This window comes from Microbulbifer halophilus, from assembly GCF_026183675.1.
GTDB lineage: Bacteria > Pseudomonadota > Gammaproteobacteria > Pseudomonadales > Cellvibrionaceae > Microbulbifer > Microbulbifer halophilus.
The window spans coordinates 77,099-102,334 of record NZ_JAPIVK010000007.1 but is presented as its reverse complement, the minus strand read 5'-3'; the positions used below and the strand labels follow the sequence as shown (position 1 = coordinate 102,334).

The window sequence follows — 25,236 nt, the reverse complement described above, 5'->3', positions numbered from 1 at the left end:
CCATTCCGCCGGTTCGACTCACCGGCACTCTCTATCGGCCGCGGGCGCTGGAGTTGCAGTCCGCTGCATAACCACTCTGCCACCCAGCCATATAATGTCGAATTTTGTGCTTCCATTCCGCCGGTTCGACTCACCGGCACTCTCTATCGGCCGCGGGCGCTGGAGTTGCAGTCCGCTGCATAACCACTCTGCCACCTAGCCATATAAAGTCGAAGTTTGTGCTTCCATTCCGCCGGTTCGACTCACCGGCACTCTCTATCGGCCGCGGGCGCTGGAGTTGCAGTCCGCTGCATAACCACTCTGCCACCTAGCCATATAAAGTCGAAGTTTGTGCTTCCATTCCGCCGGTTCGACTCACCGGCACTCTCTATCGGCCGCGGGCGCTGGAGTTGCAGTCCGCTGCATAACCACTCTGCCACCCAGCCATATAATGTCGAATTTTGTGCTTCCATTCCGCCGGTTCGACTCACCGGCACTCTCTATCGGCCGCGGGCGCTGGAGTTGCAGTCCGCTGCATAACCACTCTGCCACCTAGCCATATAACGTCGAATTTTGTGCTTCCATTCCGCCGGTTCGATGTCACCGGCGTTCTTTTCGGCCGCGGAGTTTAGCCGATCGGGGCTAAAAATCCCAGCGTTTTCTTATACTTACGCGCCGCTGGGCGTGTAAGAAGGCGCTATTCTAGGGGCTGGTCCGGATTAGTCAAGCGTTGTAAGCCCGCTCGCGTCGATTGCAAGGAAGTGCGTATGCGCACTGCTCCGGATTGACGGAAATTGGCAGCCGGCGGCTCCGGATTGTCGATTTTTTGTGCGGTCTCGGCGGTTTAATAACTTTTCGATTTGATTTTGGCCGGGCTATTTCCAATTATTCTAAATTTCGGTTGCGGGTCGACTGGCAATCTGTCGGCCTTGTTCGATACTTCTTTGTAACTGGCTAACACATCTCCCCCAAGCGTGTTCAGTAATGCCGGTAGGGCACTCCGCTAGTTAGTTGCCCGCTGTGTAGCAAGGATGAAATCCTCCAAGTTTCACTCCAAATGGTCTTGGCCCTGACGCTCTCCCCCCCCCGTCGTCAGGGCTTTTTTTTGTCTGCCTGTTTTGTCCCGCGCTTCTTCAGTCCGGTTTCTCGCCAAGACTGTCTTTGTCCAGGGTTTTGACGGGGCCATCGGCGGCCTGTTCGGCCAGTTGGCGGAACCTGGCCAGGGTTACCTCGCCGCGGTCCTCTGCCAGACCGCGGGCCACATCGTCGATGCTTTTCTCGCCGTCGCTGGCGCTGCGGATCTCGCGGTCGAGTGCCCGCATCACGCCGACGGCGCGGGCGGTGATCGGGCCGGAGGATCGGCGCTTGAACAGCGTGGGTGCCTCGCGACCCCACTGGACCAGATCCTCCATGGCTTCGTCGTAGCGCCGCTCGCTGATTCCTCCGGTGCGGCGCAGGATATCCAGGGAGTAGAATTCGGCGATACCCTCAACAATCCAGTCGCTTTCCTTGTCACCGCGGATGCCGGTGGCGACGTGGACCAGTTCGTGGATCAGGCTGCTGGTGCGGTTGCCGCTGATCAGTGGGCGATCGGCGTGCATGAACAGGGAGCGGGTACCGGAAAGGCCGCCGCGCCACATGGGGTCGCCGGCGCTGACTACCAGCAGCCGCTCCGGGAAATCGGGAAAGACTTGCTTGAGCTCCGGCAGGTTCCAGCCCAGGAAGGCGAGGGTGTCCTGGCGGTGGATATCATTGCCGAGCGGGGCGGCGACCCGGGTGTTGATGCCGGCGATGATGTCCTGGCGGCTGCCGATGCGTCCGACGATCATCCAGCCCTTGGGGCGGTCGAAGCGGCGGCCCGGATCGATGATCCGGTAATCGTCGTCTTCTTCCAGCTCCTCATAGGGCATTGCCGAGGACCAGCCTTCCGGCAGGCTCAGGTGCAGTTCCGCTTTCGAGTACAGGTCTCGCTCCGCGGTTACGGACATCGGCGGGATCAGTTTGTCGCCGCGCAGTATGGCCCAGTCGCCGGTGATGCGGGAATCGTAGCTGCCGCTGTCTTTCTGTTCGTCGATCTCGAACCGGTAACTGAGGCTGGAGTCGGGAGCAGTGGGTTCCCAGATGGCTCTGTCGCCATTCAACTCCAGCGGTTGGTCGCTCTCCAACTCGGAGTAGCGCCCCGATGACAGGTTGAGGTCGAGCTCGCTGGGCAGGGTGTCGCCGTCGAGCCGGATTTCGACCCGGGCTTTGCCGGTATCCGGATCGATAGTAACCCGGTAGAGGAGATCGTAGGTCTCTGCGGCTGCGCTCAGGGGCAACGTGGCAGCGAGAAGGGCAGTAAAAAACAATCGCAACATAGAAACGCCGTATCCGATTTGTTGAATCCGTTGGACAGCGCGAAAGCCTAAGGGTGCCGCGAGTGTGGATTCAAGCGATAAAGGTACGGACTTGCCCGCCTTGGGACTGGGTCGACGGAGAAAGTGGAAGTGCAGATGGGAGAGTGTAAGAAAATGGTCGGTGAGAGAGGATTCGAACCTCCGACCCCTTCCTCCCGAAGGAAGTGCGCTACCAGGCTGCGCTACTCACCGACTTGTTTGCTTCTCTGCGAAAGCGGGGCGCATTATAACAGCCAATTCCCCGCTGTAAACTACTGATTTACTTTATTTTTCGAATCAGCCCTTCCTGTGTGGTGGATGCCACCAGAACGCCGTCGCGGGTGAAGATCTGGCCGCGGCAGTAGCCGCGGGCGCCGCTGGCCGAGGGGCTGTCGGTCACGTAGAGCAGCCACTCGTCGGCGCGGAAGTCCCGGTGGAACCACATGGCGTGGTCCAGGCTGGCCGGCATCATATGCGGATCGAACAGCGAGGTGGGGTGCGGTTGCAGGCTGGTGCCCAGAAGCCCCATATCCGAGGCGTAGGAGAGGGCGCAGCGGTGTTCCACCGGGTCGTCACCCAGTTCTCCCTCGACGCGCAGCCACATCATGCCGTGCGGCGGGTGCTCCTTGTTGTCGTAGTGAATTTCCGGATTGATCGGACGAAAATCCACCATGTAGCGGCGCTGGTCGTGCTGCGGGGTGTTCAGGCCTGCCTCTTCCGCCAGTTGCTGGGTGCTCTTGAGGCTTTCCGGGGTGGGGATGTCGCCGGTAGGCATATCGCACTGGTGATCGAAGCCCGGTTCCCGGATCTGGAAAGAGGCGGACATATTGAAGATGGCCCGCCCGCGCTGCTTGGCCACCACGCGGCGGGTAGTGAAGCTGCCGCCGTCGCGGATCGGGTCCACATCGTAGATCACCGGCATTTCACTGCTGCCGGGGCGGAGGAAGTAGGCGTGCAGGGAGTGGGGCAGGCGGTCGTCCACGGTACGGGTGGCGGCCATCAGCGCCTGGCCCAGTACCTGGCCGCCAAACAGGATCTTGCGGTAGTTCTCCACATGCTGACGGCTGCGGAACAGATTGCTGTCGAGTTCCTCGACATCCAGGAGTTTGCTCAACTTTTCCATATATAAGGTAACTGCTGTCACTACAAAATGAGTATGTTCGATCGCACGGGAAGCTGCCGCATGCGAGCGCGGATGATACCAGTAGCACGTCCCCGGGGCATTGTCGGGTGGCCATTGTCGGGTGATGCAATCCGCCAGCGGGTGCGAGAGACCCGCCAACAGCGGGAATCGGGCGCCGGAAGGCCCTCAATGGCCGCAAAAAGCGCATCGGACTCCTCATCCACTTTCCCATGTTGGGCGAATTGCCTATCATTCATGAATGAATAGTCAATTTCAGTCCCCTGAACCGAGGGGAGAGACAAGGGCAGAGAAGGTCGGAAGTATGGACAAGGCAAAAGAGAAGGTACAGCGCTTCCGCGCGCGCGAGCAGCGCATCCTGGATGCCGCCCTGGAGCTGCTGCTGGAACACGGCGAGGAAAAGGTCACCGTGGAGCAGGTTGCCGAGCGCGTGGATATCGGCAAGGGCACCATCTACAAGCATTTTATCTCAAAAACAGAGATTTACATGCGTTTGTTGATGGACTATGAGAAGTCGCTGACCGAGCGCCTGAAGACCGCCGTGGCCGCCGCCGAACAGGGCGATATCACCGCACCGGCGCGGGCCTACTTCGAGTCGCGCATGGCGGATCCATCCAAGGACCGCCTCTTTCAGCGGCTGGAGGAGAAGATCATTGCCCTGAACCTGGCGCCGGAGATGATCGCGGAGCTCCACGCGATCCGCAATTCCAACGCCTCTGCCCTGAACCGCGTGTTCGAGCGGCGCATGGAGCAGGGCGTCCTGAAGAAGGTGCCGGCCTATTTCTATTACTCCACCTACTGGGCCCTGGTGCAGGGCGCCGTGGAACTCTACCACTCGCGCTCGTTCGCCGATGTGATCGAGGATCGCGAGGGGCTGATGGAGTTCATCATGGATGTCGGAGTCCATATCGGCGATGTTTCCGGCCGCAGATCCCAGGAAGAGAGTAAATCCGGCAGCGAGAGTGCGGGGCCCTCCTTTGGCTGAACCGCTGTTTGAGCAACTGCAGGCATTGCAGCGCGAGTTCCGTGGCCACCCGCCGGTACAGAAGTGGAACCCGGATTTTTGTGGCGACATGGACCTGGTGATCCGGCGGGATGGCCGCTGGATCCACGAGGGCACGGAAATCCGCCGCCGGCCCCTGGTGGACCTGTTTGCCAGTATTCTCCGCCGTGAGGGGAGCGAGTACTTTCTGCTCACCCCGGTGGAAAAGTGGCGTATCCGGGTGGAGGATGTGCCCTTTATCGCCACCCAGGTTGCCCGCGGCGGGAAGGGCGGCGGGGAACTGCTGCTGTTCACCACCGATACCGGCGATGTAGTGCCGCTGGACAGCGAACGGGACTGGCAGTTGAGATCCTTTGGCGAACCCCCGCAGAAGGTTCCCTACCTGGCAGTGCGGGACGGCCTCTACGCCCGTGTATCCCGCGAGGTCTTTTACCAATTGGTCGACTGGGCGGAAGATCGCGATGGTCGGCTCTGGATTCGCAGTGGCGGCAAGTCTTTTCTGCTCGGGGAATACTGAGCAGGCCCCGAAACACAATCCCTTCTGAGGCGCGCAATGAGGTGGTGTATAAAACACCACCTTGACTGTTGCCTGATCATTTACTGAAACATTTCTGCAACCCTATCGTAACTTTTGGTTTCCTGCGCATAAGTATTGCAACTTTTTCGGGAAATCCTTCCTGGAGTAACAATTTCGCAATATTCCCTTCCTACACTCCTTCGCGTCCGAATTGCTCAGGCGAGTAAATAACACGGTTTCAGGGACGCTGGAGATCGGTTTTTAAAACATTCAGGACGCACAGCTGAATCATAAGAAACGGGTTTTCACTGGCCCCAATCTGCAAACTTCCGTAGGGGGAAATATGAAGCGAGTCAATAAGAAACTGCTGCTGGCGGCTACCATCACTGCATTGCTGGCCGGTTGCGACAGTGGTGGCATCAATATCGAGCCGGAGACCAACGATAATTCCGTCGATGAAGGCGGTAATGATAACGATGGCAATAATAGCGGGGACAACCCCTGCGCCTCCTACGAGGAGGGTGGTGAGAATGTGCGGGGCAGTTTTGACGCCGACAGCGGGGACTGCACCTATTCCGCCAGTTTTGTCGACTCAGGCAACCCTCTGACCACAGACCTGTTCATTCCCGCGCTGGACAATGACGGTGTGCATATTTTTGAAGGCAGCCTGTTTGTCGGTAGAAACTTCGACGACGACGCCACCATGGCTGCAGCGGGTATCGCCGAAGGTGGAGATGGCACCAAGCTCACCGTCGAAGCGGGCTCCACCATCGCCTTCCCGGACAACACCAAGTTTGCAGTGATCAATCGCGGCTCGCAGATATTTGCCGTGGGCACCGAAAATGCACCGATTACCTTCACCTCCACTTCCGATGCCGTCGACAACGCCGTTGCCTACGATGACGTCCAGCAGTGGGGCGGGCTGGTGATCAACGGTTTTGGTGTGACCAACAAGTGCGCCTATACCGGCAACCTGGATGACGGTTCCCTGGCACTGGAAAGTGAGTGTCACGTACTGGCTGAAGGTGCCGCCGGTAAAGACCAGTCCAACTACGGCGGCGACAACAACGAGGACAGCTCCGGCCAGCTGGAGTACTTCATGGTCAAGCACACGGGTGCGGAAGTGGCCAATGGCGACGAGCTGAACGGCATCACCTTCAGCGGTGTGGGCAGCGAAACCATCATCAGGAACCTGCAGGCCTACTCCACCTACGACGACGGTATCGAGTTCTTCGGCGGTGCCGCGAATGTCGAGAACTTCGTTGGCCTCTATGTGCGCGACGACTCCATCGATATCGACGAGGGCTACCGCGGTTCCATCACCAACGCGCTGGTTATCCAGGCCGAGGCGGATGGCAACCACTGTATCGAGTCGGATGGTATCGGCAGTTATGACGGCGATACTGACTACAGCGACGTCATCGGTGAGGGGATCAACAGCCGTCCGAAGATCGACGGCCTGACCTGCATCATTTCCGCCCAAGAAACTGGTACTCACGGTGCCGGTGCCGGCTGGCGCTTCCGCGAGGGCATCTTCCCGCAGATTACCAACTCCATGGTGGTGGCTTCCTTCAGTGCCGACGAGAACGGTGAAGACGGCAGCAACTACTGCCTGCGCCTGGAGAGCGAGGAGAGCCGTACCGAGGCCGAAGCCGCCGACTCAGCCATCCGTATGGAATCCGTCATCTTCGCCTGCGAGGATCGCACCAGGACCGATATGGACGACAACGGTACCCCGGAAGACACGAGCGACGATTTCCCGCTGATGGACGTGGAGACCTGGGCTGTAGACAGCGGCAACGTCTTTGCCGATATCAGCGGCGAGGTCAACCCGACTGCCATCGCCAGCACCCAGCTCCAGCTTCTGGAAGGTACTCCGTCCTTCTACTCCATCGACACAGCCAGCATGATGGTGGATGGTGAATCGATCGCCATCAGCCCGGTAGTCGGCGCCACCGATGAGTCCGACGATGCGGCGGCCCGCGCCTATTTCGGTGCTCTGAGTCAGGGTGACCTGGACTGGACCCTGGGCTGGACCTACGGCCTGCACGACGGCAACCGCGCAGAAGCACTGTGGTTCGAGCAATAAGCAGTAGAAACGATCGGGAACAGGCTTCCCGATCCCTTTCGGGGCGCCACTTTCTGCAGGGGAGTCGGCGCCCTGATTGGTTCTAGCACAGTGTTGAACAGGAACGATTAAGAGGCCTGGGTAATGATTAAGATCGATAAATTTCAAAGAGCGCCGTTGGTGGTGGCTGTTGCCGCGGCCTCGTCAATGGCTCCGCAAGTCTGGGCGCAGGTGGAAATGGAGGATGTCTCCGGTCCGTCGAGCCAGCAGATTGAAGAAGTCATGGTGCAGGGGCGCCTGCGCGATTCGGCCGAGATGCTGATCGACGAGCGCCTGGACGAGGAAGTGGTTACGGATGTCCTCGGTTCCGAGATGATCGGCCGTGTGGGCGATTCCACCGTTGCGGCGGCGCTGCGGCGGGTTTCCGGCCTGTCGCTGGTCAACGACAAGTTCGTCTATGTGCGCGGCCTGGGTGAGCGCTATTCCAGCACCACCCTGAACGGCGCCACAGTGCCGTCTCCGGACCTGACCCGCAATGTCATCCCGCTGGATATTTTCCCGACCTCCGTGGTCGACTCCCTGGCGGTGCAGAAATCCTATTCCGCCGACCAGGCCGCGACCTTTGGTGGCGGCAATGTGGATATCCGCACCAAGGGCATTCCGGACCAACTGACCTATTCGATAGAGATGGGCAGTGGCTTCAACAGCGAAACCAGCGGCGATGTGCTCTCCTATAAAGGTGGCGGCGACGACGCATTCGGTACCGACGACGGCACCCGCGCGATGCCCTCGGAGCTGCAGGCGGCCCTGCAGCGCTTCCAGGGCGGCCTGGGCGTCAATGATATTCGCGAGACACTGCTGGCCGAAGGCAACGAGTACGGCTCCCCGCAGGAAGAAATTGCCGCGGCGGAGGCGCTGAACCGCGAGCTGGCACTGAACCTGAATCGCGATATCTCGATCAAAGAGGAATCCTCCGACCCCGATTACAATTTCAAGGGCAGTGTCGGCAATCGCTTCTATATCGGCGACGACTGGGAGCTGGGCTTCCTGGCCGGCAGCTCCTACCAGACCAAGTGGCGGGAAGAGGAAACCTTCAAACGCAGTTACGGTTTTCCTGAGGAACGTACCGACAACCGGGACAGGTCGACTTATTCCGTCGACATCAGCGGCAACCTGAACCTGGGCCTGCGCTACGCCGGCGAACACGAGATTTCCACCACCAGTCTCTATCTGCGCAATACCGACGATGAGACTTCGGTTCGCGATTACTTCAATGAGAACCGCCAGATTTCAGACGGCCGGGGTTTCCGCGAATACACCATCCGCTATGAAGAGCGCGACCTGCGGGTGCACCAGGTCAAGGGGAGCCACTCAATAGGGCCTGCCACCAAGGCGCTGTTTGACGGCCTGTTGGACTGGGTGCCGGAAGAGCTGGTAGTGGACTGGCAATACTCCGATTCCACTGCAGCCACCAGTATCCCGAACGAAATCAGCATCAATGCCGATACCATGACGGATACCAATGGCCTGGTGGAAAGCTCGTCTGTCAGCATCGGTGTCAACAGCGCCGGTTTCCGCTTCACCGACCTGGACGACGAAGTGATCAACTACGGCTGGAGCGCGACCCTGCCGCTGCACTTTTCGACCTCCACGCTGGAATTGAGCGGCGGTTTTGCCCGCACGGAAAAAGGGCGTACTTACAGAGAAACCCAGTTCCGCCTCGGCGCCCTCGATGTGGCCGATCCGGATTCCCTGGTCGGCGATCTGGACGAAGTGTTCGGCGATGAACCGATCACCAATCCGGACAACGATTTTGTATTCGACCGCGCCGGCGCCGACAACCAGAGTTATATCGCCGCGACCCTGACCGAGGCCGCTTTCGGTAAGGTGGACTGGACCTTCAATGAGACTTGGCGCGTGGCCGCCGGTGCCCGCTGGGAGGACTACAGCCAGGTCGCACTGGACTGGAACCCCTACGGCTACTCCGTTGATGATCCGCAGATTCCCATGGACCCCGACGAACTCGCCGACGCCACCTTCGCCGAAGATAAGGTATATCCCTCGCTGTCGCTCACCTATATGGGCTCGCTGTGGGCGGAAACCTTCCAGCTGCGCTTCGGCGCCAGCAAGACCGCAGTGCGCCCGGACCTGCGCGAGATCACCGATGCCATCTACATCGACCCGATCACCGACGAGCAGATCAAGGGCAACCCGGACGCGCGGCCATCGGAAATCACCAACTTCGACGTGCGCGCCGAGTGGTTCTTCGACAATGGCGACAACCTGACAGTCTCCGCTTACTACAAGGACATTGCGGACCCGATCGAGTTTTTCGAGCTGGCCTCCAGTGATACCAACGTGGCGCGGGAGATCATCAACGCCGAATCCGGCGAAATCACCGGTATGGAGATCGAGGGCATGAAGACCATGGGCTTCCTTGGCGAGACCATGGACAGCTTCTTCCTGCAGGGCAACGTGACGATGCAGGACTCGGAACTGCTGGCTGGCAGCAGGGCCGACGCCCCGACCAACCCGGAGCGCGAAATGACCGGCGCCTCGGATTATGTGGTCAATATGCTGGTGGGCTTCGATTCGCCGGATGGCAACCACTCGGCCACCCTGGGCTACAACGTGTTCGGCGAGCGCCTCTACCTGGCCGGCCGCAACGGTGCCCCGGATGCATTCGAGCAGCCGTTCCATTCCCTGGACCTGACTTACTCCTGGTACCCGACCGATGAAGTAACGCTCAAGGCCAAGATGCAGAACCTGCTGGACGAGGCGATTGAAATCGAGCGCAGTGGGGTGGCTGTATTCGAAGAGAAGCCCGGGTCGACTTTTGCACTGAGCGCACAATATCAATTCTGAATCCGGAAGCTCGAACTGATAAAACAGGGATGCTTGAACCGGACACTGGCAACAGTGTCCGGTTTTTTTGTCTGTGCGCCAGCGTGGGTCCCGTGTAAAGTCCGGTACGCTGAACAGGGGCACGAGTTGTGGTGGGTCCACAAAAAAGGGCGCCGGGGCGCCCTGAAAAGATAAAGCCGTTACAACTTCAAATCGTTACATGTTCGGGTAATTGGGCCCGCCGCCACCTTCCGGCGCGATCCAGACGATATTCTGGGTCGGGTCCTTGATGTCGCAGGTCTTGCAGTGCACGCAGTTCTGCGCGTTGATCTGGAAGCGCTTGCCTTCCGCATCCTCTACCACTTCGTAGACGCCGGCGGGGCAGTAGCGCTGGGCCGGTTCGTCGTAGATGGGCAGGTTGTGATTGATCGGGATCTCGCTGTCCTTCAGCGTCAGGTGACAGGGCTGGTCTTCCTCGTGGTTGGTGTTGGAAATGAACACCGAGGACAGCTTGTCGAAGCTGAGAACGCCGTCGGGTTTGGGGTAGTCGATCTTCTTGCAGTCCGCCGCCGGTTTGAGTTGGGCGTGGTCGGCCTTGGTATCGCGCAGGGTCCAGGGAAGCTTGCCCTGGAAGATGTTGATATCGATAAACGCGTAGGCGGAGCCGAGGATATTGCCCCACTTGTGCTGCGCCGGGCCGAAGTTGCGCTGCTTGTGCAGTTCCTTCCAGGCCCAGCTGTCGCGGTATTTGGTGCTGTATTCGGTCAGCTCGTCGCCGGCGCGCTCGGCGCCCAGGGCTTCAACGACGCTCTCAGCGGCGATCATGCCGGATTTCATCGCCGTGTGGTTGCCCTTGATCTTGGCGAAGTTCAGGGTGCCGGCGTTGTCGCCGATCAGCAGGCCGCCGGGGAAGGTCATCTTCGGCTGCGACTGCAGGCCGCCCTTGGTAATCGCGCGGGCGCCGTAGGCGGTGCGCTGGCCGCCGGCCAGGTACTGTTTGATGACCGGGTGGTGTTTGTAGCGCTGGAATTCGTCGAAGGGGCTCACATGCGGGTTGCTGTAGGCCAGGTCGGTGATCAGGCCCACGACCACCTGGTTGTCCTCGATGTGGTAGAGGAAGCCGCCGCCGTGGGAGCCACTCTCGTCCAGCGGCCAGCCGGCGGTGTGGACCACCAGGCCCTCTTGGTGCTTGTCGTCGTCGACCTTCCAGATTTCCTTGATGCCGATGCCGTAGTGCTGCGGGTCCACGCCCTCGTCGAGCTTGAAGTTGGAGATCAGCTGTTTGCCCAGGTGGCCGCGGCAGCCTTCGGCAAACAGGGTGTACTTGGCGTGCAGCTCCATGCCGGGCATATAGGCATCTTTCTCGGAGCCGTCGGCGGCCACACCCATATCGCCGGTGGCGATGCCCTTGACCGAGCCGTCGTCGTTGTACAGCACTTCCGCTGCGGCGAAGCCCGGGAAGATCTCGACCCCGAGGTTCTCGGCCTGTTCGGCCAGCCAGCGGGTCAGGTTGCCGAGGCTGATGATGTAGTTGCCTTCGTTGTGCATGGTGCTGGGCACAAAGAAGCCGGGCACTCTGGAGGCCTTCTCGGCGCTGCCCATCACATAGATGTCGTCGCCCTTGACCGGGGTGTTCAGCGGCGCGCCGCGGTCTTTCCAGTCGGGGAAGAGTTCGTTCAGGGCGGTGGGCTCGAATACGGCGCCGGACAGGATATGGGCGCCGACTTCGGAGCCTTTCTCGACAACGCAGACTTCGATGTCCTCATTGAACTGGCGAATACGGCAGGCCGCCGCCAGGCCCGCCGGGCCCGCACCCACGATCACTACATCGTATTCCATTGATTCGCGTTCCACGGCGCTCTCCTCTTTGTGTTCCCGGACCCCGAAGGCTGGCTTTCGGGCGAGTCGGGACCTTCAGGTTTGACTTGTGTTTATTCTGTTCGGGGCCTCCATCCGGCGCCCGATCTTCCTCTGGCCGCGGATTATATAGACCATCATTCAACCCTACCAATTGCAGGACTATTCAAATCGTGTGGCAAATGCGCTGTCATGCGGCGGGGCGGCCAGCGCCGATCCCGCGCCGGGAGCGAGGTGGCCGCTCGATTTCGGTGCGATCATCGCGCTCCCCGCCAGTCTGGAATAGACTTTCTTTATGCCCTGAAATTGATCTGCTGAATGATCCCTGGCCCGGGTATTGGACTATTGATTTTGGTGTATAGAAGGGCCAACATACACGCCGTTCAAACAGGTGTTTGACCAGAAGACCCTATTCGTTCGCGATATGAACTGTCAGTCAGTCGCGGCTCCCACAAAGCTTATTTAAGACGGGATTTCCATGAAAGTTCTTGTAGCTGTGAAACGCGTTGTGGACTTCAACGTCAAGGTTCGCCCCAAGGCGGATGGCTCTGACGTCGATACTGCCAACGTAAAAATGTCTATCAACCCCTTCTGCGAAATTGCGGTGGAAGAGGCGGTACGCTTGAAGGAGAAAGGCGTCGTCAGCGAGATAGTCGCCGTTTCCATGGGGCCGAAGCAGTGCCAGGAGCAGATCCGCACCGCGCTGGCACTGGGTGCCGACCGCGGCATTCTGGTCGAGTCGGACGACGAGCTGCAGCCGCTGGCCGTGGCCAAATGCCTGAAGGCGATCGTCGACAAAGAGGAGCCGCAGCTGGTGATCATGGGCAAGCAGTCCATCGATGGCGACAACAACCAGACCGGCCAGATGCTCGGGGCGCTGACCGGCATGGCTCAGGGTACCTTCGCTTCTGAGGTGGACGTCGAGGGCGAGTCCGTCAAAGTGACCCGCGAGATCGACGGCGGCCTGCAGACCGTAGAGCTGAAGCTGCCGGCCATCGTCACTACCGACCTGCGCCTGAACGAGCCGCGCTACGCTTCCCTGCCGAACATCATGAAGGCGAAGAAGAAGCCCCTCGATACCACCAACCCGGGCGACCTGGGTGTGGACATCACCCCGCGCACCAAGACCCTGAGCGTGGAACCGCCGGCCGAGCGCCAGGCGGGTGTCAAGGTTGCCGATGTGGCAGAACTGGTAGAGAAACTGAAGAACGAGGCGAAGGTACTCCAATGAGCATTCTGGTTATTGCGGAACACGACAACGCCGAACTGAAGGGCGCTACGCTCAACACCATCGCCGCGGCGAAGGCCATCGGTGGCGATATCGACGTCCTGGTAGCGGGCGAAAACTGTGGCGCCGCCGGCGAAGCCGCCGCCAAGATTGAAGGCGTCAACAAGGTACTGGTGGCCGACAACGCCGCCTATGGCCACCAACTGGCCGAGAATGTGGCCAAGCTGGTGGCCGATCTGGGCAAGGACTACAGCCACATCCTGGCCCCGGCCACCACCACCGGCAAGAACATGCTGCCGCGTGCGGCGGCGCTGCTGGATGTGCAGCCGGTTTCCGATATTATCGCGGTGGAGGGTCCCGATACCTTCAAGCGCCCGATCTATGCCGGCAATGTGGTTGCCACGGTGCAGAGCTCGGACGCCATCAAGGTGATCTCCGTGCGCACCACGGCGTTCGACGCCGTGTCCGCCGAGGGCGGCAGCGCCCCGGTGGAATCCGTCGACATTGCCGACGATGCCGGTGTATCCTCGTTCGTCGGTGAAGAGCTGGCTGAATCCGATCGCCCGGAGCTGACGTCCGCCAAGGTAGTGATCTCCGGCGGCCGCGGTATGCAGAATGGCGACAACTTCGAAATTCTGTACAAAGTGGCCGACAAACTGGGGGCCGCAGTGGGCGCCTCCCGCGCGGCAGTAGACGCCGGCTTCGTACCCAATGATATGCAGGTGGGGCAGACCGGCAAGATTGTCGCCCCGGACCTCTACATTGCCGTGGGTATCTCCGGTGCCATCCAGCACCTGGCGGGCATGAAAGACTCCAAGGTGATCGTGGCTATCAACAAAGATGAAGAAGCGCCAATCTTCTCCGTAGCCGATTACGGCCTGGTGGCGGATCTTTTTGATGCGGTACCGGAGCTTGAAACAAAATTGTAAACTCTGATTAATAGACTATACAGAAAAGAAAGGGCGGCCATGGCCGCCCTTTCTTTTGTCGCAAAAGTGTGTTTTTGTGTGCCCCGCAGAAATTTGTACAGAAAGTGTGCGGATTTGAGCGCCATCAACTGGAACATTGCCTTTCCGGGAGTGACGAAAGAGAATAGGCGTCAATAATTGATAAATTTGGTCAATCGTCGAATTGGCTAGTACAGGGTTACCCATGTCTGCAGTGCAGCGAGTTATCAGCTCCTTGGGGGCGGCGTTTTCCCGGCGCTCGGCGCGCAGGGGAATGTCGCTCGGCGCCAAAGCATCCATCGGCGTGGTCGGTGGATGGCTGTCTATCAACCTGCTTGCCTACGGGGCCCTGTTGGTTCCCGGCGAATCGCAGGAGCAGGACCTGCTGGCCGAACGCAACAGCGGCACTGCGCGCCCGGCAGCCGTCGAATCCCTGCCCAATACGCCCTTTTTCGGTCGCGCCGCGGTCGAGGCCGAAGACAGCGAGCCGGAAGTGGACCTCGCCAATATCCCCATTACCCAGCTCAACCTGGTGTTGTCCGGCGTTCTCAACAACAGCAGCAAGGATAAGGCCAGCGCCCTGGTGGCGGAGAAGGGCAAGCCGGCCGAGCGGGTCTATGTCGGCGATATGCTGCCCGGCGGCGCCGAGCTCTATTCCGTGGCAGTGGACCACATCGTGCTGCGCCGCAACGGCGAGATGGAAAAGCTGACCTATCCGGATCAGGATGGGCGGCCGGGTGTGGCCATGCGCCGCTACAGCAACCGCGCCCGCCAGGCGACGGGGGCGAGCGGGCGGAGTTCTGCCAGCCGCTCGGAAAAACAGCAGTCCATCCGCGACCGGCTGGAACAGTTACGGGACCTGGCCCGCGAGCGCCGGGCGGAGCGTCGCCAGTAAACCGAATTTATTTTTCCAAGACCATTTTTCAGTATCAAAAAATAAAAGAGCCAGATAAATAATGATGAGGATGTTTTATCGACGGCTGCTCGCAGTCGGCCTGGGTTTGTTGATAGGGACTTCAGTACTGGCTCAACCCCCGGAGCGGGTCACCCTGTCGCTGGACAACGCGGACATTCGCGACCTGATCAACTGGGCGGCGGATTTCACCGGCAAGAATATCGTCGTGCACCCCAATGTGAAGGGCAAGGTCACGGTGGTCGCCGGCGACCCCATGACCCACGACGAAGCCTTCAATGTGTTCATGTCGGTGCTGCAGGTGAACGGCTTCAGCCTGGTGGAGCGGGGCAACGCCTGGAAGGTGGTGCCGGATGCGCTGGCCAAGCAGCAGGCAATTCCCGTGGTGGATATGGAAAGCAAGGGAGGGGCGGCTGCACCGGAATCCCTGGTGGTGCGCACCGTGCGGGTGGAGAATATCTCCGCAGCGCAGCTGATCGCCATGCTGCGCCCGTTGATCCCCCAGACCGGCCACCTGGCCGCCTACGCCGATACCAATACCCTGATCATCGCCGACCGTGCCGCCAATATCGATCAGATAGTGAGCCTGGTGCGCCAACTGGACCGGGCCGGCGCCATCGATATCGAGCTGGTGCCGCTGCAGTTTGCCTCCGCCAAGGACGTCAAGCAGGTCCTCAGTGAACTGCTGCAGTCCGGCGGCAACAAGGGCAACGATGTGCAGCCTCTGCGCATCGCCGTGGACGAGCGTTCCAACAGTGTCCTGCTGACCGGCGACCCGGTTACCCGCCAGCAGCTGAAAGATGTCATCCGCCGCCTCGACCAGCCGCTGGACGGCGACGGCAACACTGCAGTGGTCTATGTGCAGTACGCCAATGCCGCGGACCTGAAGCCGATCCTCGAGGGCATGAGCGGCAGCATCCAGGAGACCGAGAAGGACCAGCAGGCCGCCGACGTGGAGGTCAGCATCCAGGTCAACGAATCCCTGAACTCGCTGGTACTGACGGCGCCGCCGTCGCTGTTGGAAACCATGAAAGGCGTGATCGCCAAGCTGGATGTGCGCCGCGCCCAGGTACTGATCGAGGCGATCATCGTCGAAGTGAGCGAGGGTGATGACAGCGATCTGGGTATCAAGTGGATCGCCGGCGCCGATGACGATGTGGTGGCGGGCTTCAATAACGACACTGCCGAGGGCGAAGTGGTGGACGAGGAGGGCGATGTCATCTCCGATATCAATCCCTTCTCCCTGAACCCGGGCAACCTGGTGGGCAGCGGACTGAACCTGGGCTATCTGAGTGGCACGGATATCCGCGTGGCGATCAACGCCATGGCCACGTCGCGGAATTCCAACATCCTCTCCACACCGACGGTGATCGCGCTGGACAACGAGGAGGCGGAAATCCTCGTGGGCCAGAATGTGCCCTTCGTGACCGGAGAGCAGCTGTTGTCCGGCAGCAATAACGACCCCTTCACCACCATCCAGCGGGAGGATGTGGGCACAGAGCTCAAGGTGACGCCGAGGGTCAACAACAACAATTCAGTCACGCTGGACATCGAGCAGAAGGTTGAGAATGTGCAGCCGACCAGCAGTGAGACCTCCGAGGCCGCGGACCTGATTACCAGCAAGCGCGAGATCCGCACCAAGGTGCTGGTCGACGACGGCGCCATCCTGGTGCTGGGCGGCCTGATCGCGGACCAGGTGAACGAGAGCAAATCCAAGGTGCCGCTGCTGGGGGATATCCCGGGCATCGGCCGCCTGTTCCGCTCCAGCAGCAAGGAAGTCAGCAAGACCAACCTGATGGTGTTCATACGGCCGCGGATCCTGAACACCCGCACGGCCGGCTACGAAGAGACCCGCAAACGCTACCTGGATATGCAGGAAAAGCAGATGCGCCTGCGCGACAAAACCAGCGTGATCTGGGACTGGCACCGCGGCGATACCCTGCCGGACCTGATGCCGCCCTCCGGTACCTACGACGAAGGCGACGAGCCGCAGGACGACGACGCCCCCATGAAAGTGCTGGATTCCGAGGTGATCGAGGCCGAGAAATGAGTGGCGGTACGGTAGACACAAGTGCGGCGGTACGGCGCCTGCCGTACACCTTCGCCAAACGCCACCGGGTGCTGCTGGTGGACAGTGACGGCCACCCCTGCTGCCGCTACGTGGCGCCGCTCAACCCGTCGGTACTGGCGGAGGTGCAGCGCCTCAGCGGCTGCGCCCTGGACATCGAGGCGGTAGAGGAGGGGGCCTTCCAGACAGCTCTGCAGGAACTCTACGAAAACCGCGAGGGCGGCAACCTGTCCGATGTCGAGGGGCTCGGCGATGAACTGGACCTGGCCGCGGTGGTGGACTCGCTGCCGGAGACCGAAGACCTGCTGGAGCAGGAAGACGATGCCCCCATCGTCAAGCTGATCAACGCCATTTTTGCCGAGTCCCTGAAGCAGGGCGCCTCGGATATCCATATCGAGACTTTCGAAAAACGCCTGGTAGTGCGCTTCCGCGTCGACGGTGTGCTGCGCGAGGTGCTGGAGCCCCGCCGCGCCCTGGCGCCGCTGCTGGTCTCCCGGATCAAGGTGATGGCCAAGCTGGATATCGCCGAGAAACGCGTGCCCCAGGACGGCCGCATTTCCCTGCTGATGGCCGGGCGCGAAGTGGACGTGCGCGTGTCCACCATGCCGTCCTCGGCCGGCGAGCGGGTGGTGATGCGCCTGCTGGACAAGCAGGCGGGCCAGATGGACATGGGCAAGCTGGGCATGGCCGACAAAGACCTCAAGGTCATCACCGACCTGCTGTCGCGCCCCCACGGCATCCTGCTGGTGACCGGCCCCACCGGCTCCGGCAAGACCACCACTCTCTACGCCGGCCTCGCCTCCATCAACAACCGCGAGAAGAACATCCTCACCGTCGAGGACCCGGTGGAGTACAACCTGGAAGGGGTCGGCCAGACCCAGGTGAATACCAAGGCGGACATGACCTTCGCCCGTGGCCTGCGCGCCATTCTGCGCCAGGACCCGGATGTGGTGATGGTGGGCGAGATCCGCGACCTGGAGACGATGCAGATCGCCATCCAGGCCAGTCTCACCGGGCACCTGGTGCTCTCCACCCTGCATACCAACACCGCCCTGGGCGCCGTGACCCGCCTGGTGGATATGGGCATCGAGCCGTTCCTGTTATCGTCGAGCCTGATCGGCGTGCTGGCCCAGCGCCTGGTGCGCGTCCTCTGCCCGCAATGCAAGCAGCCCCACGAGGCGGATGCCACCGAATGCAAGGTGCTGGGTGTCGACAGTGCCACCATCTACGGCCCCTCGGGCTGTGAACACTGCAATAACAGCGGCTACGTCGGCCGCGTGGGCATCTACGAACTGGTACCGGTCAACGAGACCATGCGCCAACTGATCCACGACCGCGCCTCCGAGAGCAAGCTGGTGGCCGAGGCGCGCGAAGTGTCGACGAGTATTCGCGAGGACGGGCTGGCCAAGATTCTGGCGGGAGTGACTTCGTTGGAGGAGGTGTTGCGTGTTACGCAGGAGTCGTAGAGAAATGCGGAATGCGGGACGGATACATGAGTACAGCGCCCTGCCCATCATCGGTGTATTGATCGGCGCCCATCCAGCGGGTAAGCACCATTGCTTGGCTTCGGCACCGAATATTCCGCATTTGGAGGCTTGCCGTGGCTGCCTTTGAATACACCGCCCTCGCCGACTCCGGCCGCAAGAACCGCGGCACCCTGGAGGCCGACAGTGCCCGCGCGGCGCGCCAGCAACTGCGCGCCAAGGGGCTGATCCCGCTCGAGGTGGCGCCGGCCACCGAATCCTCTTCCGGCAGCGGTGACTCCCTGCTGTCCGGCAGCCCCGGCCTCAGTGTCAAGAACCTGGCCCTGCTGACCCGCCAGCTGTCGACGCTGCTGCGAGCCGGTATCCCGCTGGAGGAAGCGCTGGGCGCCATCGCCAACCAGACGCGGAACCACAAGATCCGCCGCATCGTGCTGGCGGTGCGCGGCAAGGTGCTGGAAGGGCACAGCTTTGCCCAGGCCCTGGGCGGCTTTACGCGCGCCTTTCCCAAGCTATACCGTGCCACTGTGGAGGCCGGCGAGCACTCCGGTCACCTGGACGCGGTGCTGGAGCGCCTCGGCGACTATACCGAGGGTCAACAGCAGTTCCGCCAGAAGGTACAGCTGGCGCTGATCTACCCGGCGGTACTGGTGGTCATCTGTATTCTCGTGGTCACCGGCCTGATGGTGTACGTGGTGCCGGATGTGATCGAGGTGTTCACCGGCACCGGCCAGGTGCTGCCGCTGGCGACCCGTATCCTGGTGGCCCTCAGTAACTTCATCTCCGCCTGGGGCTGGCTGGTGCCGCCCGCCTGTATCGCCCTGGCGGCGGCGGTGATGCTGTTGTTGCGCCGGCCGGCGCTGCGCTATCGCTGGCACCACCGGTTGCTGGAAATGCCCCTGGTGGGCTGGCTGGTGCGCGGCACCCAGAGCTCCCGCTATATCGGTACCCTGGCGATCCTCACCGGCAGCAGCGTGCCGCTGGTGCAGGCGATGGGCATCGCCAGCGGCGTGATGAGCAACGAGTTTCTCAAGGAGCGCCTGGTGCGGGCGCAGAAGTCTGTGCGGGAAGGTGGCAGCCTGCGCCGGGCGCTGGAGGAGGTGGAATACTTTCCGCCGATGATGATCTATATGATCGCCAGCGGCGAGTCCTCCGGTACCCTGGACACGATGTTGCACCGGGCTGCGGAGTCCCAGGAGCGGGATCTGCAGGGGGCAGTGACCGCGTTCGTGAGCCTGTTCGAGCCGATCATGCTGCTGCTGATGGCCGGCATAGTCCTGTTTATCGTGGTGGCCATCATGATGCCCATCATGAGCATGAACCAGCTGGTAGTATAGGGCTTGGCGAAAGCCATTGATCGAGTAGAAAGTTTATTGTTATCAATGAGTTGGGCGGAGTTTTTGCAGTGCTTTCGAATCCGCCCGGCCCGCTGACTGCAGATCGCCCGGCAGGGCTGTGAATCGTTGAAGGTGATGAAATGACAAACTTACGCAAAAGCGGCGGCTTTACGCTGATCGAAATCATGGTGGTGATCGTGATTCTCGGTGTGCTGGCGGCGCTGGTGGTGCCGAACGTCCTCGGGCGCACCGGCGAGGCGCGCATGAAGGCGGCGGCGGTGGACCTGCGGGCCATCGAGACGGCGCTGGACATGTACCGCATGGACAATTTCGTCTATCCCAGCTCCGACCAGGGCCTGGAAGCGCTGATCTCCAAGCCCAGCGGTTTCCCCGAGGCCAAGAACTGGAGCCAGCCCTACCTGAAGAAAGCGCCCCGCGACCCCTGGGGGAACGACTACCAGTACATCAGCCCCGGCGCCAACGGCCCCTACGACCTGTTCAGCCTGGGTGCCGACGGCAAGCCGGGCGGTGAGGGCGAGGCGGCGGATATCTTCGTCAACGAAATCTGAGTGGGGTTGAGGCCGTGGGGCTGCTGGCAGTTCGGGTGCATGAAGAGGCCCCGGGGACCGGGGACCGGGGACAGGGGGCTGGGAGTCGCCTGCGAGCAGGCTCTGGCCCTACCGGTTCCACTTTATTGCGGCGCCGGGTTCCCCGGTCCCCACAGAAAGGCTTCACCCTGATCGAACTGCTGGTGGTCATCGTCATCATCGCCGTAATGGCCGGCATGGCGGTGTTGTCCCTGGGCAATTCCGGCGCCCGCGCCTGGAGCGGCGAAGTGCAGCGGCTGTCCAACCTGCTGCAACTGGTGGCCGACCGGGCGCTGATCGACAAGGCCCACTACGGCGTGGTGCTGGAACCCGACAACTACAGCGTGGTGCGCTACGACCCCTCGACCATGAAATGGCAGGCGCCCGGCGACGTCGCGGCCGGTACCGGCGTCGAGCGCTTCACCTCCCACGAGCTGCCCCCGCACACGCGCCTGGAGGTACTCAGCCAGGCCGAACTGCCCATGGCCGAGGAGACCGAGTTTGCGGCGGAGGAAAGCGAGGACGAGGACGGGCCCAAGCCGCAGTTCGTGGCGCTTTCCAGCGGCGAGATACTGCCGGTGGAACTGGCGATCCTCTATATGAGTGACGGTGAGGTCGGCCGCACCGCGAGTATTTCCTACACCAGCCTGTACGGTCTGCAGCTCGAATGGCAGGCGGATGATGACTGATTTTGCCAATGAACAGCGCGGCTTCACCCTGATCGAAGTCCTGGTGGCCCTGGCCATCTTCGGCGTCATTGCCGTCAGCCTGCTCAACACCATGCAGGGTAGTGTGCGCCAGCAGGCGGTCATGGAGGAGCGCCTCAGCGCCAACCTGGTGGCGCAGCAGGCGCTGGCCGAGATCCGGATGCGCAGCGCCTGGCCTCCGGTGGGCGAGAAGACCGAGCGCATCTCCCTCGGTGCCCGCGAGTGGCAGGTGACCGCCCGCGTGGAGGACACCAGCGAAGAGCGCATGCGCCATATCACCGTCGAAGTCGCCCGGCCCGAGAGCGAGAATCTGGCCTATACGCTGGATGCCTGGACCGCCCGGGAGGAAGAGCGATGAGTGGAGAGTGTCCGGCACGGTTCGAGACCGGGTTCCGCCAGTCCGGCTTCACCCTGGTCGAAACGCTGGTGGTTCTGGTCCTGGTCTCCATCATCAGCCTCGGTTCCTTCGCCCTGCTCCAGACCTTCAACAACACCGATGCGGCACTGGAGCAGCGCGCCGAGGAGCTGCGTCGTTTCTCCATGGCCATGTACCGGATCGACGATGACCTGCGCCAGTTGACCGTGCGCCCGGTGAAAAATGCTTACAACGGCTACGAACCGGCGCTGCGCGGCGATGCCGACGAGCTGGAGTTCACCCGCCTGGGCGCGGCCAACCTGGTCGACGAGCCCCGCGGAGAACTGCAGCGTCTCGGTTACAGCCTCGGCTTTCCCGAAGAGCAGGACGACGCAGTGAGCAGGGCGCTGGACGGAGAGGAGGCCGGTGCACTGCTACTGCGAAGCCGCTGGCGGGTGCTCGACCGGGCGCCGGATTCCGAGCCGGTGGTGGAGCCGCTGCTGATGGGCGTCGAGGCGCTGAACCTGCGCTACTACGACGGGGACACCGAAACCTGGCTGTCCCAATGGCCGCCGGTGACGGCCCGCGCCTCCCTTTCCCAGGCGGATACCAGCCTGCCACGGGCGATCGAGATGGTGTTGATCACCCGCAACGGCGGTGAGCTGCGCCGGGTTTTCCCGCTGTCGCGGGTGACCAGCCATGCCGGCGGGAGTAGCGGTAGCGGTGGGAGTAGCGGCAGTGGGGGAAACAGCGGTAGCGGCGGGAACGGCAACGGCGGTGAGCGCACACGGGGAGGCAGGCGATGACCGGTTTCCCGGGGCCATTGCGCCGCCAGCGCGGTGTCGCCCTTATCACCGTGATGCTGGTGATGGTGATCGCCATCGCCGCGGCAACCCACTCGATCCTGCGCAATCGCATCGCCGTGTCGCGCACCGGTGCGCTGCTGGCGAATACGCAACTGGCGGAGTTTGTCGGCGGCGCCGAAGTCTGGGCGCGGGTGGCACTGGAGAAGGATTTCGAGAGCGATCGCGAACAGACGCCCTCGTCGGACTCGGCGCTCGATTCCTGGGCCCGGAAGGCGCTCGCCTTCAATCCGGACAACGGAAAAATCCGTATTAATATCAAAGACTTAAACTCTTGTTTTAATGTCAATAATCTGTCGGACGCCGGCGACAACAGCGAAGATCAGCAGATCTTCGAGCGCCTGGTGCGCAATGTCACCGGCCGCGCGGAACTGGCCAAATCCATTCGGGACTGGCTGGATGCGGGCGACACCCCGCTGGCGCCGGGGACCGAGGACGACGGCTACCTGGGCCGGGAGATGGCTCACCGCACGCCGGATACCCCGATCACCGATATCTCCGAACTGCGTGTGGTGCAGGGCATGGAGGCCGAGGACTGGGAAAAACTGGAGCCCTTCCTCTGCGCACTGCCGGAGACGGGTACGACGATCAATGTGAATTTCGCGCCGCAGGAACTGCTGCTGGCCATCGATCCGCAGGCCAACGTCAACGAGATACTGCGTTTTCGCGAGTCCGAAGGCGTCTTCGATGACAACAGCCAGCTCGGCAGCTACGGCATCGGTGGTGGTGGCCGGCTGGTCTTCCACAGCCAGTACTTCCTGGCGCGGATCGCGGTGCAGCTGGGCAGCGACGGCCAGCACCGGCAGTACTGGGAGACAATGCTGCAGTTGGATGAAACCGACGGTAGTGTAAAGATTGTACAGCGGCAGCGCCGGGCCTTCTCCGGCGAGTTTATGCAGGAGCTGCTGGAATACAGTGTCTCCGGCGAAGAAAGTTAAATAAAACAAGCAGTTATGAAGAAAAGCCCAACTACAGAATCAACGCCCGCGGAGGCCCGGTCGCAGCTGATCCTGCTGCGACTGGTCGAAGGGGAAAGCGGCGCGCCGGTTCGCATCCAGTGCTGGAGCGACCGCGGCTGGCGCCCGGTGGCCGTGGACGACGAATTTGCCCGCGCCTTCGACCCGGCGTGCGAAATCGCAGGGCCCCCGCAGGACGCACTGGAACTGGACTTTCCCGAGGGGGCGCGGGCACTGCTGCTGCTGCCGGGCAGTTGGGCCTGGAGCGGCCTGGAAGCCGTGCCCAAGGCGGTGCGGCGCCAGGGCAACGCCGTGGGTTACATGGTGGAGGAGCGCCTCGCCGAGGATGTCGAGGATCTTCACTTTGTCTGCCAGCCGCGCAGCGGCGACCTGTGTTCCGTCTACGCCGTGGCGCGGGAGAAAATGGACACCCTTTACGGCCAGGTCCGGCGCCTGAACTGGCCCCTGGTGGCGGCGATTCCGGAATACCAGTTGCTCGACCTGATGGAACGGGACATCGCCCTGTGGCTCGACGGCGATCGCGCGCATATCTGGCGCAGCACGGGCTACGGCCTGACGGTGCGTCGCCGGTACCTGCAGCCACTGCTGGCGAGCCTGGCCCGGCCGGAAGGCGAGGAGGAGGATTCCGACGCGGAAGAGGCGCCCCTGCCGCGGCTGCAACTGCTGGGGGCCGGCGACAGCGACGGCATGACTGCGGCGGAGCTGGAGTCCCTGTTCGGCGACAACCTCGAACAGCTGCCCGGGGCGGCGGAAGAGGAACTGCTGGCGCGCTGCAAGACCTCGCGCCTCGCCAACCTGCTGACCGGCGAGTACCAGATTGAAGAGAGCAGCGACGAGCGCGACTGGTGGCGGCGCCCGCTGAAACTGGCGGTCGCCTGTTTTGTCGTCCAACTGCTCCTGTTCGCCGGCGCCGGCGGCTACTACCAGTGGCGTGCCAGTGCCGCCGACAGCGAAGTGCAGGCACTGTTCAGCGAGCTGTTCCCGGAGGTTACGCCGCGCGCGGACATCCGCCGGCAGATCGAGGGCTACCTGAACCGCGCCGGCGGCGCCAGCAGCAGTTTCGGCAGCCAGGTGCAGTTGCTGGCCGGCGTCTGGAGCAAGAACAGGGGCGACGGGCTGAAACTGCAGTCGCTGCGTTTCGACGGCAATCGGGGCGAGATGGTGCTGCAGCTGCAGGCGGCCAACCTGACGGATCTGGATCGCATTGTCGGGGAGCTTTCCAGTAACCGCTTCCGCGCGGAACTGCTGGCGGCCAACGAGCTGGAAGAGGGCGTGGCGGGGCGTATTCGCCTGCGGTAACGCGGTGTTGAGTGATGGAGGTTGGAGTGCGAACTCCAACACTCGGTGATGAACAATGAATGAACAAATAGAACAACTGAAACAGAAATGGCTGGCGATGCCGCGCAACGACCAGCGGGCCCTGGGCGGGCTGATACTGTTTCTCGGCGGTCTGTTTCTGGTCTACGGCCTCTTCATGCCGGCCAAGCACTTTTTCGACAGCGCCCGCACGGAGGCCGAGGAGTCCCGCCAACTGGTGGACTGGATCGAGTCCCAGCGCCCGGTACTGGAGCAGCTGCAGCCCGCCGGCAATTCCGGCCAGTCCTCCGGGACCCTGCTGCAGCGGGTCACCGCCGCCGCGGAACAACACCGCATCACCATCAAGCGCTTCGAGCCGGAGGGCGACGGGCGTATCCGCGTATGGATCGAGCGGGCCCGCTACCAGGACCTGCAGCCCTGGCTGAACAACCTGATGCGACAGAAAATGTCGATTCGCACCGTCAATCTCGACGCGCTGCCGGACGAGGGCTACATCTCCGCGCGGGTGACGCTCGAGGGGTGATTTTTCGGTTTCGCGGCAGTCGACCGGTTGAGGTGCAGCCTTCGGAGGCCCTCTCCCCGGCCCCTCTCCCGGTGGGAGAGGGGAGCTACGTAGAGAGGTCTGGGGGTTGCGCGAACCCAGTCCCCTCTCCCTGGGGAGAGGGTTAGGGA

The 25,236-nt window shown here is 61.9% G+C and carries 20 protein-coding genes and 1 tRNA gene; 17 read left to right on the top strand and 4 right to left on the bottom strand.

Annotation, left to right across the window (positions count from 1 at the left end):
* Positions 1-1,112 precede the first annotated feature (1,112 nt).
* The 3 genes from OQE62_RS05460 to OQE62_RS05450 all read right to left on the bottom strand — a co-directional run bounded on the left by OQE62_RS05460 (position 1,113) and on the right by OQE62_RS05450 (position 3,477).
* Positions 1,113-2,336: a hypothetical protein gene (locus OQE62_RS05460; protein ID WP_265720991.1), complete on the bottom strand. Its 1,224-nt coding sequence runs from the start codon at positions 2,334-2,336 to the stop codon at positions 1,113-1,115.
* Positions 2,337-2,490: 154 nt separating this feature from the next.
* A tRNA-Pro gene (locus tag OQE62_RS05455) sits at positions 2,491-2,567 on the bottom strand.
* A 67-nt stretch (positions 2,568-2,634) separates the two neighbouring features.
* Positions 2,635-3,477, bottom strand: coding sequence for an acyl-CoA thioesterase (locus OQE62_RS05450; protein ID WP_265720990.1), 843 nt, complete (start codon positions 3,475-3,477; stop codon positions 2,635-2,637).
* A 322-nt stretch (positions 3,478-3,799) separates the two neighbouring features.
* On the opposite strand from OQE62_RS05450, the gene OQE62_RS05445 reads away from it, so the two are divergent.
* The 4 genes from OQE62_RS05445 (at position 3,800) to OQE62_RS05430 (ending at position 9,948) form a co-directional block, all read left to right on the top strand.
* Complete coding sequence (locus OQE62_RS05445; protein WP_265720989.1) at positions 3,800-4,480, top strand: TetR/AcrR family transcriptional regulator; 681 nt, start codon at positions 3,800-3,802, stop codon at positions 4,478-4,480.
* A complete protein-coding gene (locus OQE62_RS05440; protein ID WP_265720988.1) occupies positions 4,473-5,015 on the top strand; it encodes a DUF1285 domain-containing protein in 543 nt (180 codons plus the stop codon). Before OQE62_RS05445 ends, OQE62_RS05440 begins: the two co-directional genes overlap by 8 nt.
* Before the next feature lie 343 nt (positions 5,016-5,358).
* The gene (locus tag OQE62_RS05435) at positions 5,359-7,104 is read left to right on the top strand and encodes a serine/threonine protein kinase (RefSeq protein ID WP_265720987.1); all 1,746 of its coding nucleotides are present in this window, start codon (positions 5,359-5,361) and stop codon (positions 7,102-7,104) included.
* A gap of 123 nt (positions 7,105-7,227) precedes the next feature.
* Positions 7,228-9,948, top strand: a complete 2,721-nt coding sequence (locus OQE62_RS05430) for a TonB-dependent receptor domain-containing protein (RefSeq protein WP_265720986.1) — start codon at positions 7,228-7,230, stop codon at positions 9,946-9,948.
* A gap of 195 nt (positions 9,949-10,143) precedes the next feature.
* On the opposite strand, the gene OQE62_RS05425 is transcribed toward OQE62_RS05430, so the two are convergent.
* Positions 10,144-11,781 (bottom strand): electron transfer flavoprotein-ubiquinone oxidoreductase, encoded by a 1,638-nt coding sequence (locus tag OQE62_RS05425; RefSeq protein WP_265720985.1) that lies wholly within the window; start codon positions 11,779-11,781, stop codon positions 10,144-10,146.
* A 481-nt stretch (positions 11,782-12,262) separates the two neighbouring features.
* Between OQE62_RS05425 and OQE62_RS05420 the strand changes: the two genes are divergently transcribed.
* The 13 genes from OQE62_RS05420 to gspM all read left to right on the top strand — a co-directional run bounded on the left by OQE62_RS05420 (position 12,263) and on the right by gspM (position 25,087).
* Positions 12,263-13,015 (top strand): electron transfer flavoprotein subunit beta/FixA family protein, encoded by a 753-nt coding sequence (locus tag OQE62_RS05420; protein ID WP_265720984.1) that lies wholly within the window; start codon positions 12,263-12,265, stop codon positions 13,013-13,015.
* A complete protein-coding gene (locus OQE62_RS05415; RefSeq protein ID WP_265720983.1) occupies positions 13,012-13,941 on the top strand; it encodes an electron transfer flavoprotein subunit alpha/FixB family protein in 930 nt (309 codons plus the stop codon). Before OQE62_RS05420 ends, OQE62_RS05415 begins: the two co-directional genes overlap by 4 nt.
* 223 nt (positions 13,942-14,164) lie before the next feature.
* Positions 14,165-14,854, top strand: coding sequence for a type II secretion system protein N (locus OQE62_RS05410; RefSeq protein WP_265720982.1), 690 nt, complete (start codon positions 14,165-14,167; stop codon positions 14,852-14,854).
* Between the two features lie 61 nt (positions 14,855-14,915).
* The gene (gspD, locus tag OQE62_RS05405; protein WP_265720981.1) at positions 14,916-16,922 is read left to right on the top strand and encodes a type II secretion system secretin GspD; all 2,007 of its coding nucleotides are present in this window, start codon (positions 14,916-14,918) and stop codon (positions 16,920-16,922) included.
* Entirely contained in the window at positions 16,919-18,406 is a 1,488-nt protein-coding gene (gene gspE / locus OQE62_RS05400) for a type II secretion system ATPase GspE (protein ID WP_265720980.1), read from the top strand. Before gspD ends, gspE begins: the two co-directional genes overlap by 4 nt.
* Positions 18,407-18,540: 134 nt before the next feature.
* Complete coding sequence (gene gspF, locus OQE62_RS05395) at positions 18,541-19,758, top strand: type II secretion system inner membrane protein GspF (protein ID WP_265720979.1); 1,218 nt, start codon at positions 18,541-18,543, stop codon at positions 19,756-19,758.
* A 140-nt stretch (positions 19,759-19,898) separates the two neighbouring features.
* The gene (gene gspG, locus OQE62_RS05390; RefSeq protein ID WP_265720978.1) at positions 19,899-20,327 is read left to right on the top strand and encodes a type II secretion system major pseudopilin GspG; all 429 of its coding nucleotides are present in this window, start codon (positions 19,899-19,901) and stop codon (positions 20,325-20,327) included.
* A gap of 125 nt (positions 20,328-20,452) precedes the next feature.
* The gene (gspH, locus tag OQE62_RS05385) at positions 20,453-21,034 is read left to right on the top strand and encodes a type II secretion system minor pseudopilin GspH (protein ID WP_265720977.1); all 582 of its coding nucleotides are present in this window, start codon (positions 20,453-20,455) and stop codon (positions 21,032-21,034) included.
* On the top strand, positions 21,024-21,410 hold the full coding sequence (gene gspI / locus OQE62_RS05380) for a type II secretion system minor pseudopilin GspI (protein ID WP_265720976.1): 387 nt from the start codon (positions 21,024-21,026) through the stop codon (positions 21,408-21,410). Before gspH ends, gspI begins: the two co-directional genes overlap by 11 nt.
* Positions 21,407-22,213: a type II secretion system minor pseudopilin GspJ gene (gene gspJ / locus OQE62_RS05375; protein ID WP_265720975.1), complete on the top strand. Its 807-nt coding sequence runs from the start codon at positions 21,407-21,409 to the stop codon at positions 22,211-22,213. Before gspI ends, gspJ begins: the two co-directional genes overlap by 4 nt.
* Positions 22,210-23,208, top strand: a complete 999-nt coding sequence (gspK, locus tag OQE62_RS05370; RefSeq protein WP_265720974.1) for a type II secretion system minor pseudopilin GspK — start codon at positions 22,210-22,212, stop codon at positions 23,206-23,208. Before gspJ ends, gspK begins: the two co-directional genes overlap by 4 nt.
* A gap of 15 nt (positions 23,209-23,223) precedes the next feature.
* Positions 23,224-24,546 carry a type II secretion system protein GspL gene (gene gspL / locus OQE62_RS05365; protein WP_265720973.1) on the top strand — a complete coding sequence of 441 codons (1,323 nt, stop codon included), beginning with the start codon at positions 23,224-23,226 and terminating at the stop codon, positions 24,544-24,546.
* 55 nt (positions 24,547-24,601) lie between these two features.
* A complete protein-coding gene (gene gspM, locus OQE62_RS05360; RefSeq protein ID WP_265720972.1) occupies positions 24,602-25,087 on the top strand; it encodes a type II secretion system protein GspM in 486 nt (161 codons plus the stop codon).
* The last annotated feature ends 149 nt before the right edge of the window (positions 25,088-25,236 follow it).

Bases quoted from the DNA above. Each gene is read 5' to 3' on its own strand.
- OQE62_RS05460 (WP_265720991.1), bottom strand. From the start codon at position 2,336: ATGTTGCGATTGTTTTTTACTGCCCTTCTCGCTGCCACGTTGCCCCTG.
- OQE62_RS05450 (WP_265720990.1), bottom strand. From the start codon at position 3,477: ATGGAAAAGTTGAGCAAACTCCTGGATGTCGAGGAACTCGACAGCAAT.
- OQE62_RS05445 (WP_265720989.1), top strand. From the start codon at position 3,800: ATGGACAAGGCAAAAGAGAAGGTACAGCGCTTCCGCGCGCGCGAGCAG.
- OQE62_RS05435 (WP_265720987.1), top strand. From the start codon at position 5,359: ATGAAGCGAGTCAATAAGAAACTGCTGCTGGCGGCTACCATCACTGCA.
- OQE62_RS05430 (WP_265720986.1), top strand. From the start codon at position 7,228: ATGATTAAGATCGATAAATTTCAAAGAGCGCCGTTGGTGGTGGCTGTT.
- OQE62_RS05420 (WP_265720984.1), top strand. From the start codon at position 12,263: ATGAAAGTTCTTGTAGCTGTGAAACGCGTTGTGGACTTCAACGTCAAG.
- OQE62_RS05415 (WP_265720983.1), top strand. From the start codon at position 13,012: ATGAGCATTCTGGTTATTGCGGAACACGACAACGCCGAACTGAAGGGC.
- OQE62_RS05410 (WP_265720982.1), top strand. From the start codon at position 14,165: ATGTCTGCAGTGCAGCGAGTTATCAGCTCCTTGGGGGCGGCGTTTTCC.
- gspD (WP_265720981.1), top strand. From the start codon at position 14,916: ATGATGAGGATGTTTTATCGACGGCTGCTCGCAGTCGGCCTGGGTTTG.
- gspE (WP_265720980.1), top strand. From the start codon at position 16,919: ATGAGTGGCGGTACGGTAGACACAAGTGCGGCGGTACGGCGCCTGCCG.
- gspG (WP_265720978.1), top strand. From the start codon at position 19,899: ATGACAAACTTACGCAAAAGCGGCGGCTTTACGCTGATCGAAATCATG.
- gspI (WP_265720976.1), top strand. From the start codon at position 21,024: ATGATGACTGATTTTGCCAATGAACAGCGCGGCTTCACCCTGATCGAA.
- gspJ (WP_265720975.1), top strand. From the start codon at position 21,407: ATGAGTGGAGAGTGTCCGGCACGGTTCGAGACCGGGTTCCGCCAGTCC.
- gspK (WP_265720974.1), top strand. From the start codon at position 22,210: ATGACCGGTTTCCCGGGGCCATTGCGCCGCCAGCGCGGTGTCGCCCTT.
- gspL (WP_265720973.1), top strand. From the start codon at position 23,224: ATGAAGAAAAGCCCAACTACAGAATCAACGCCCGCGGAGGCCCGGTCG.
- gspM (WP_265720972.1), top strand. From the start codon at position 24,602: ATGAATGAACAAATAGAACAACTGAAACAGAAATGGCTGGCGATGCCG.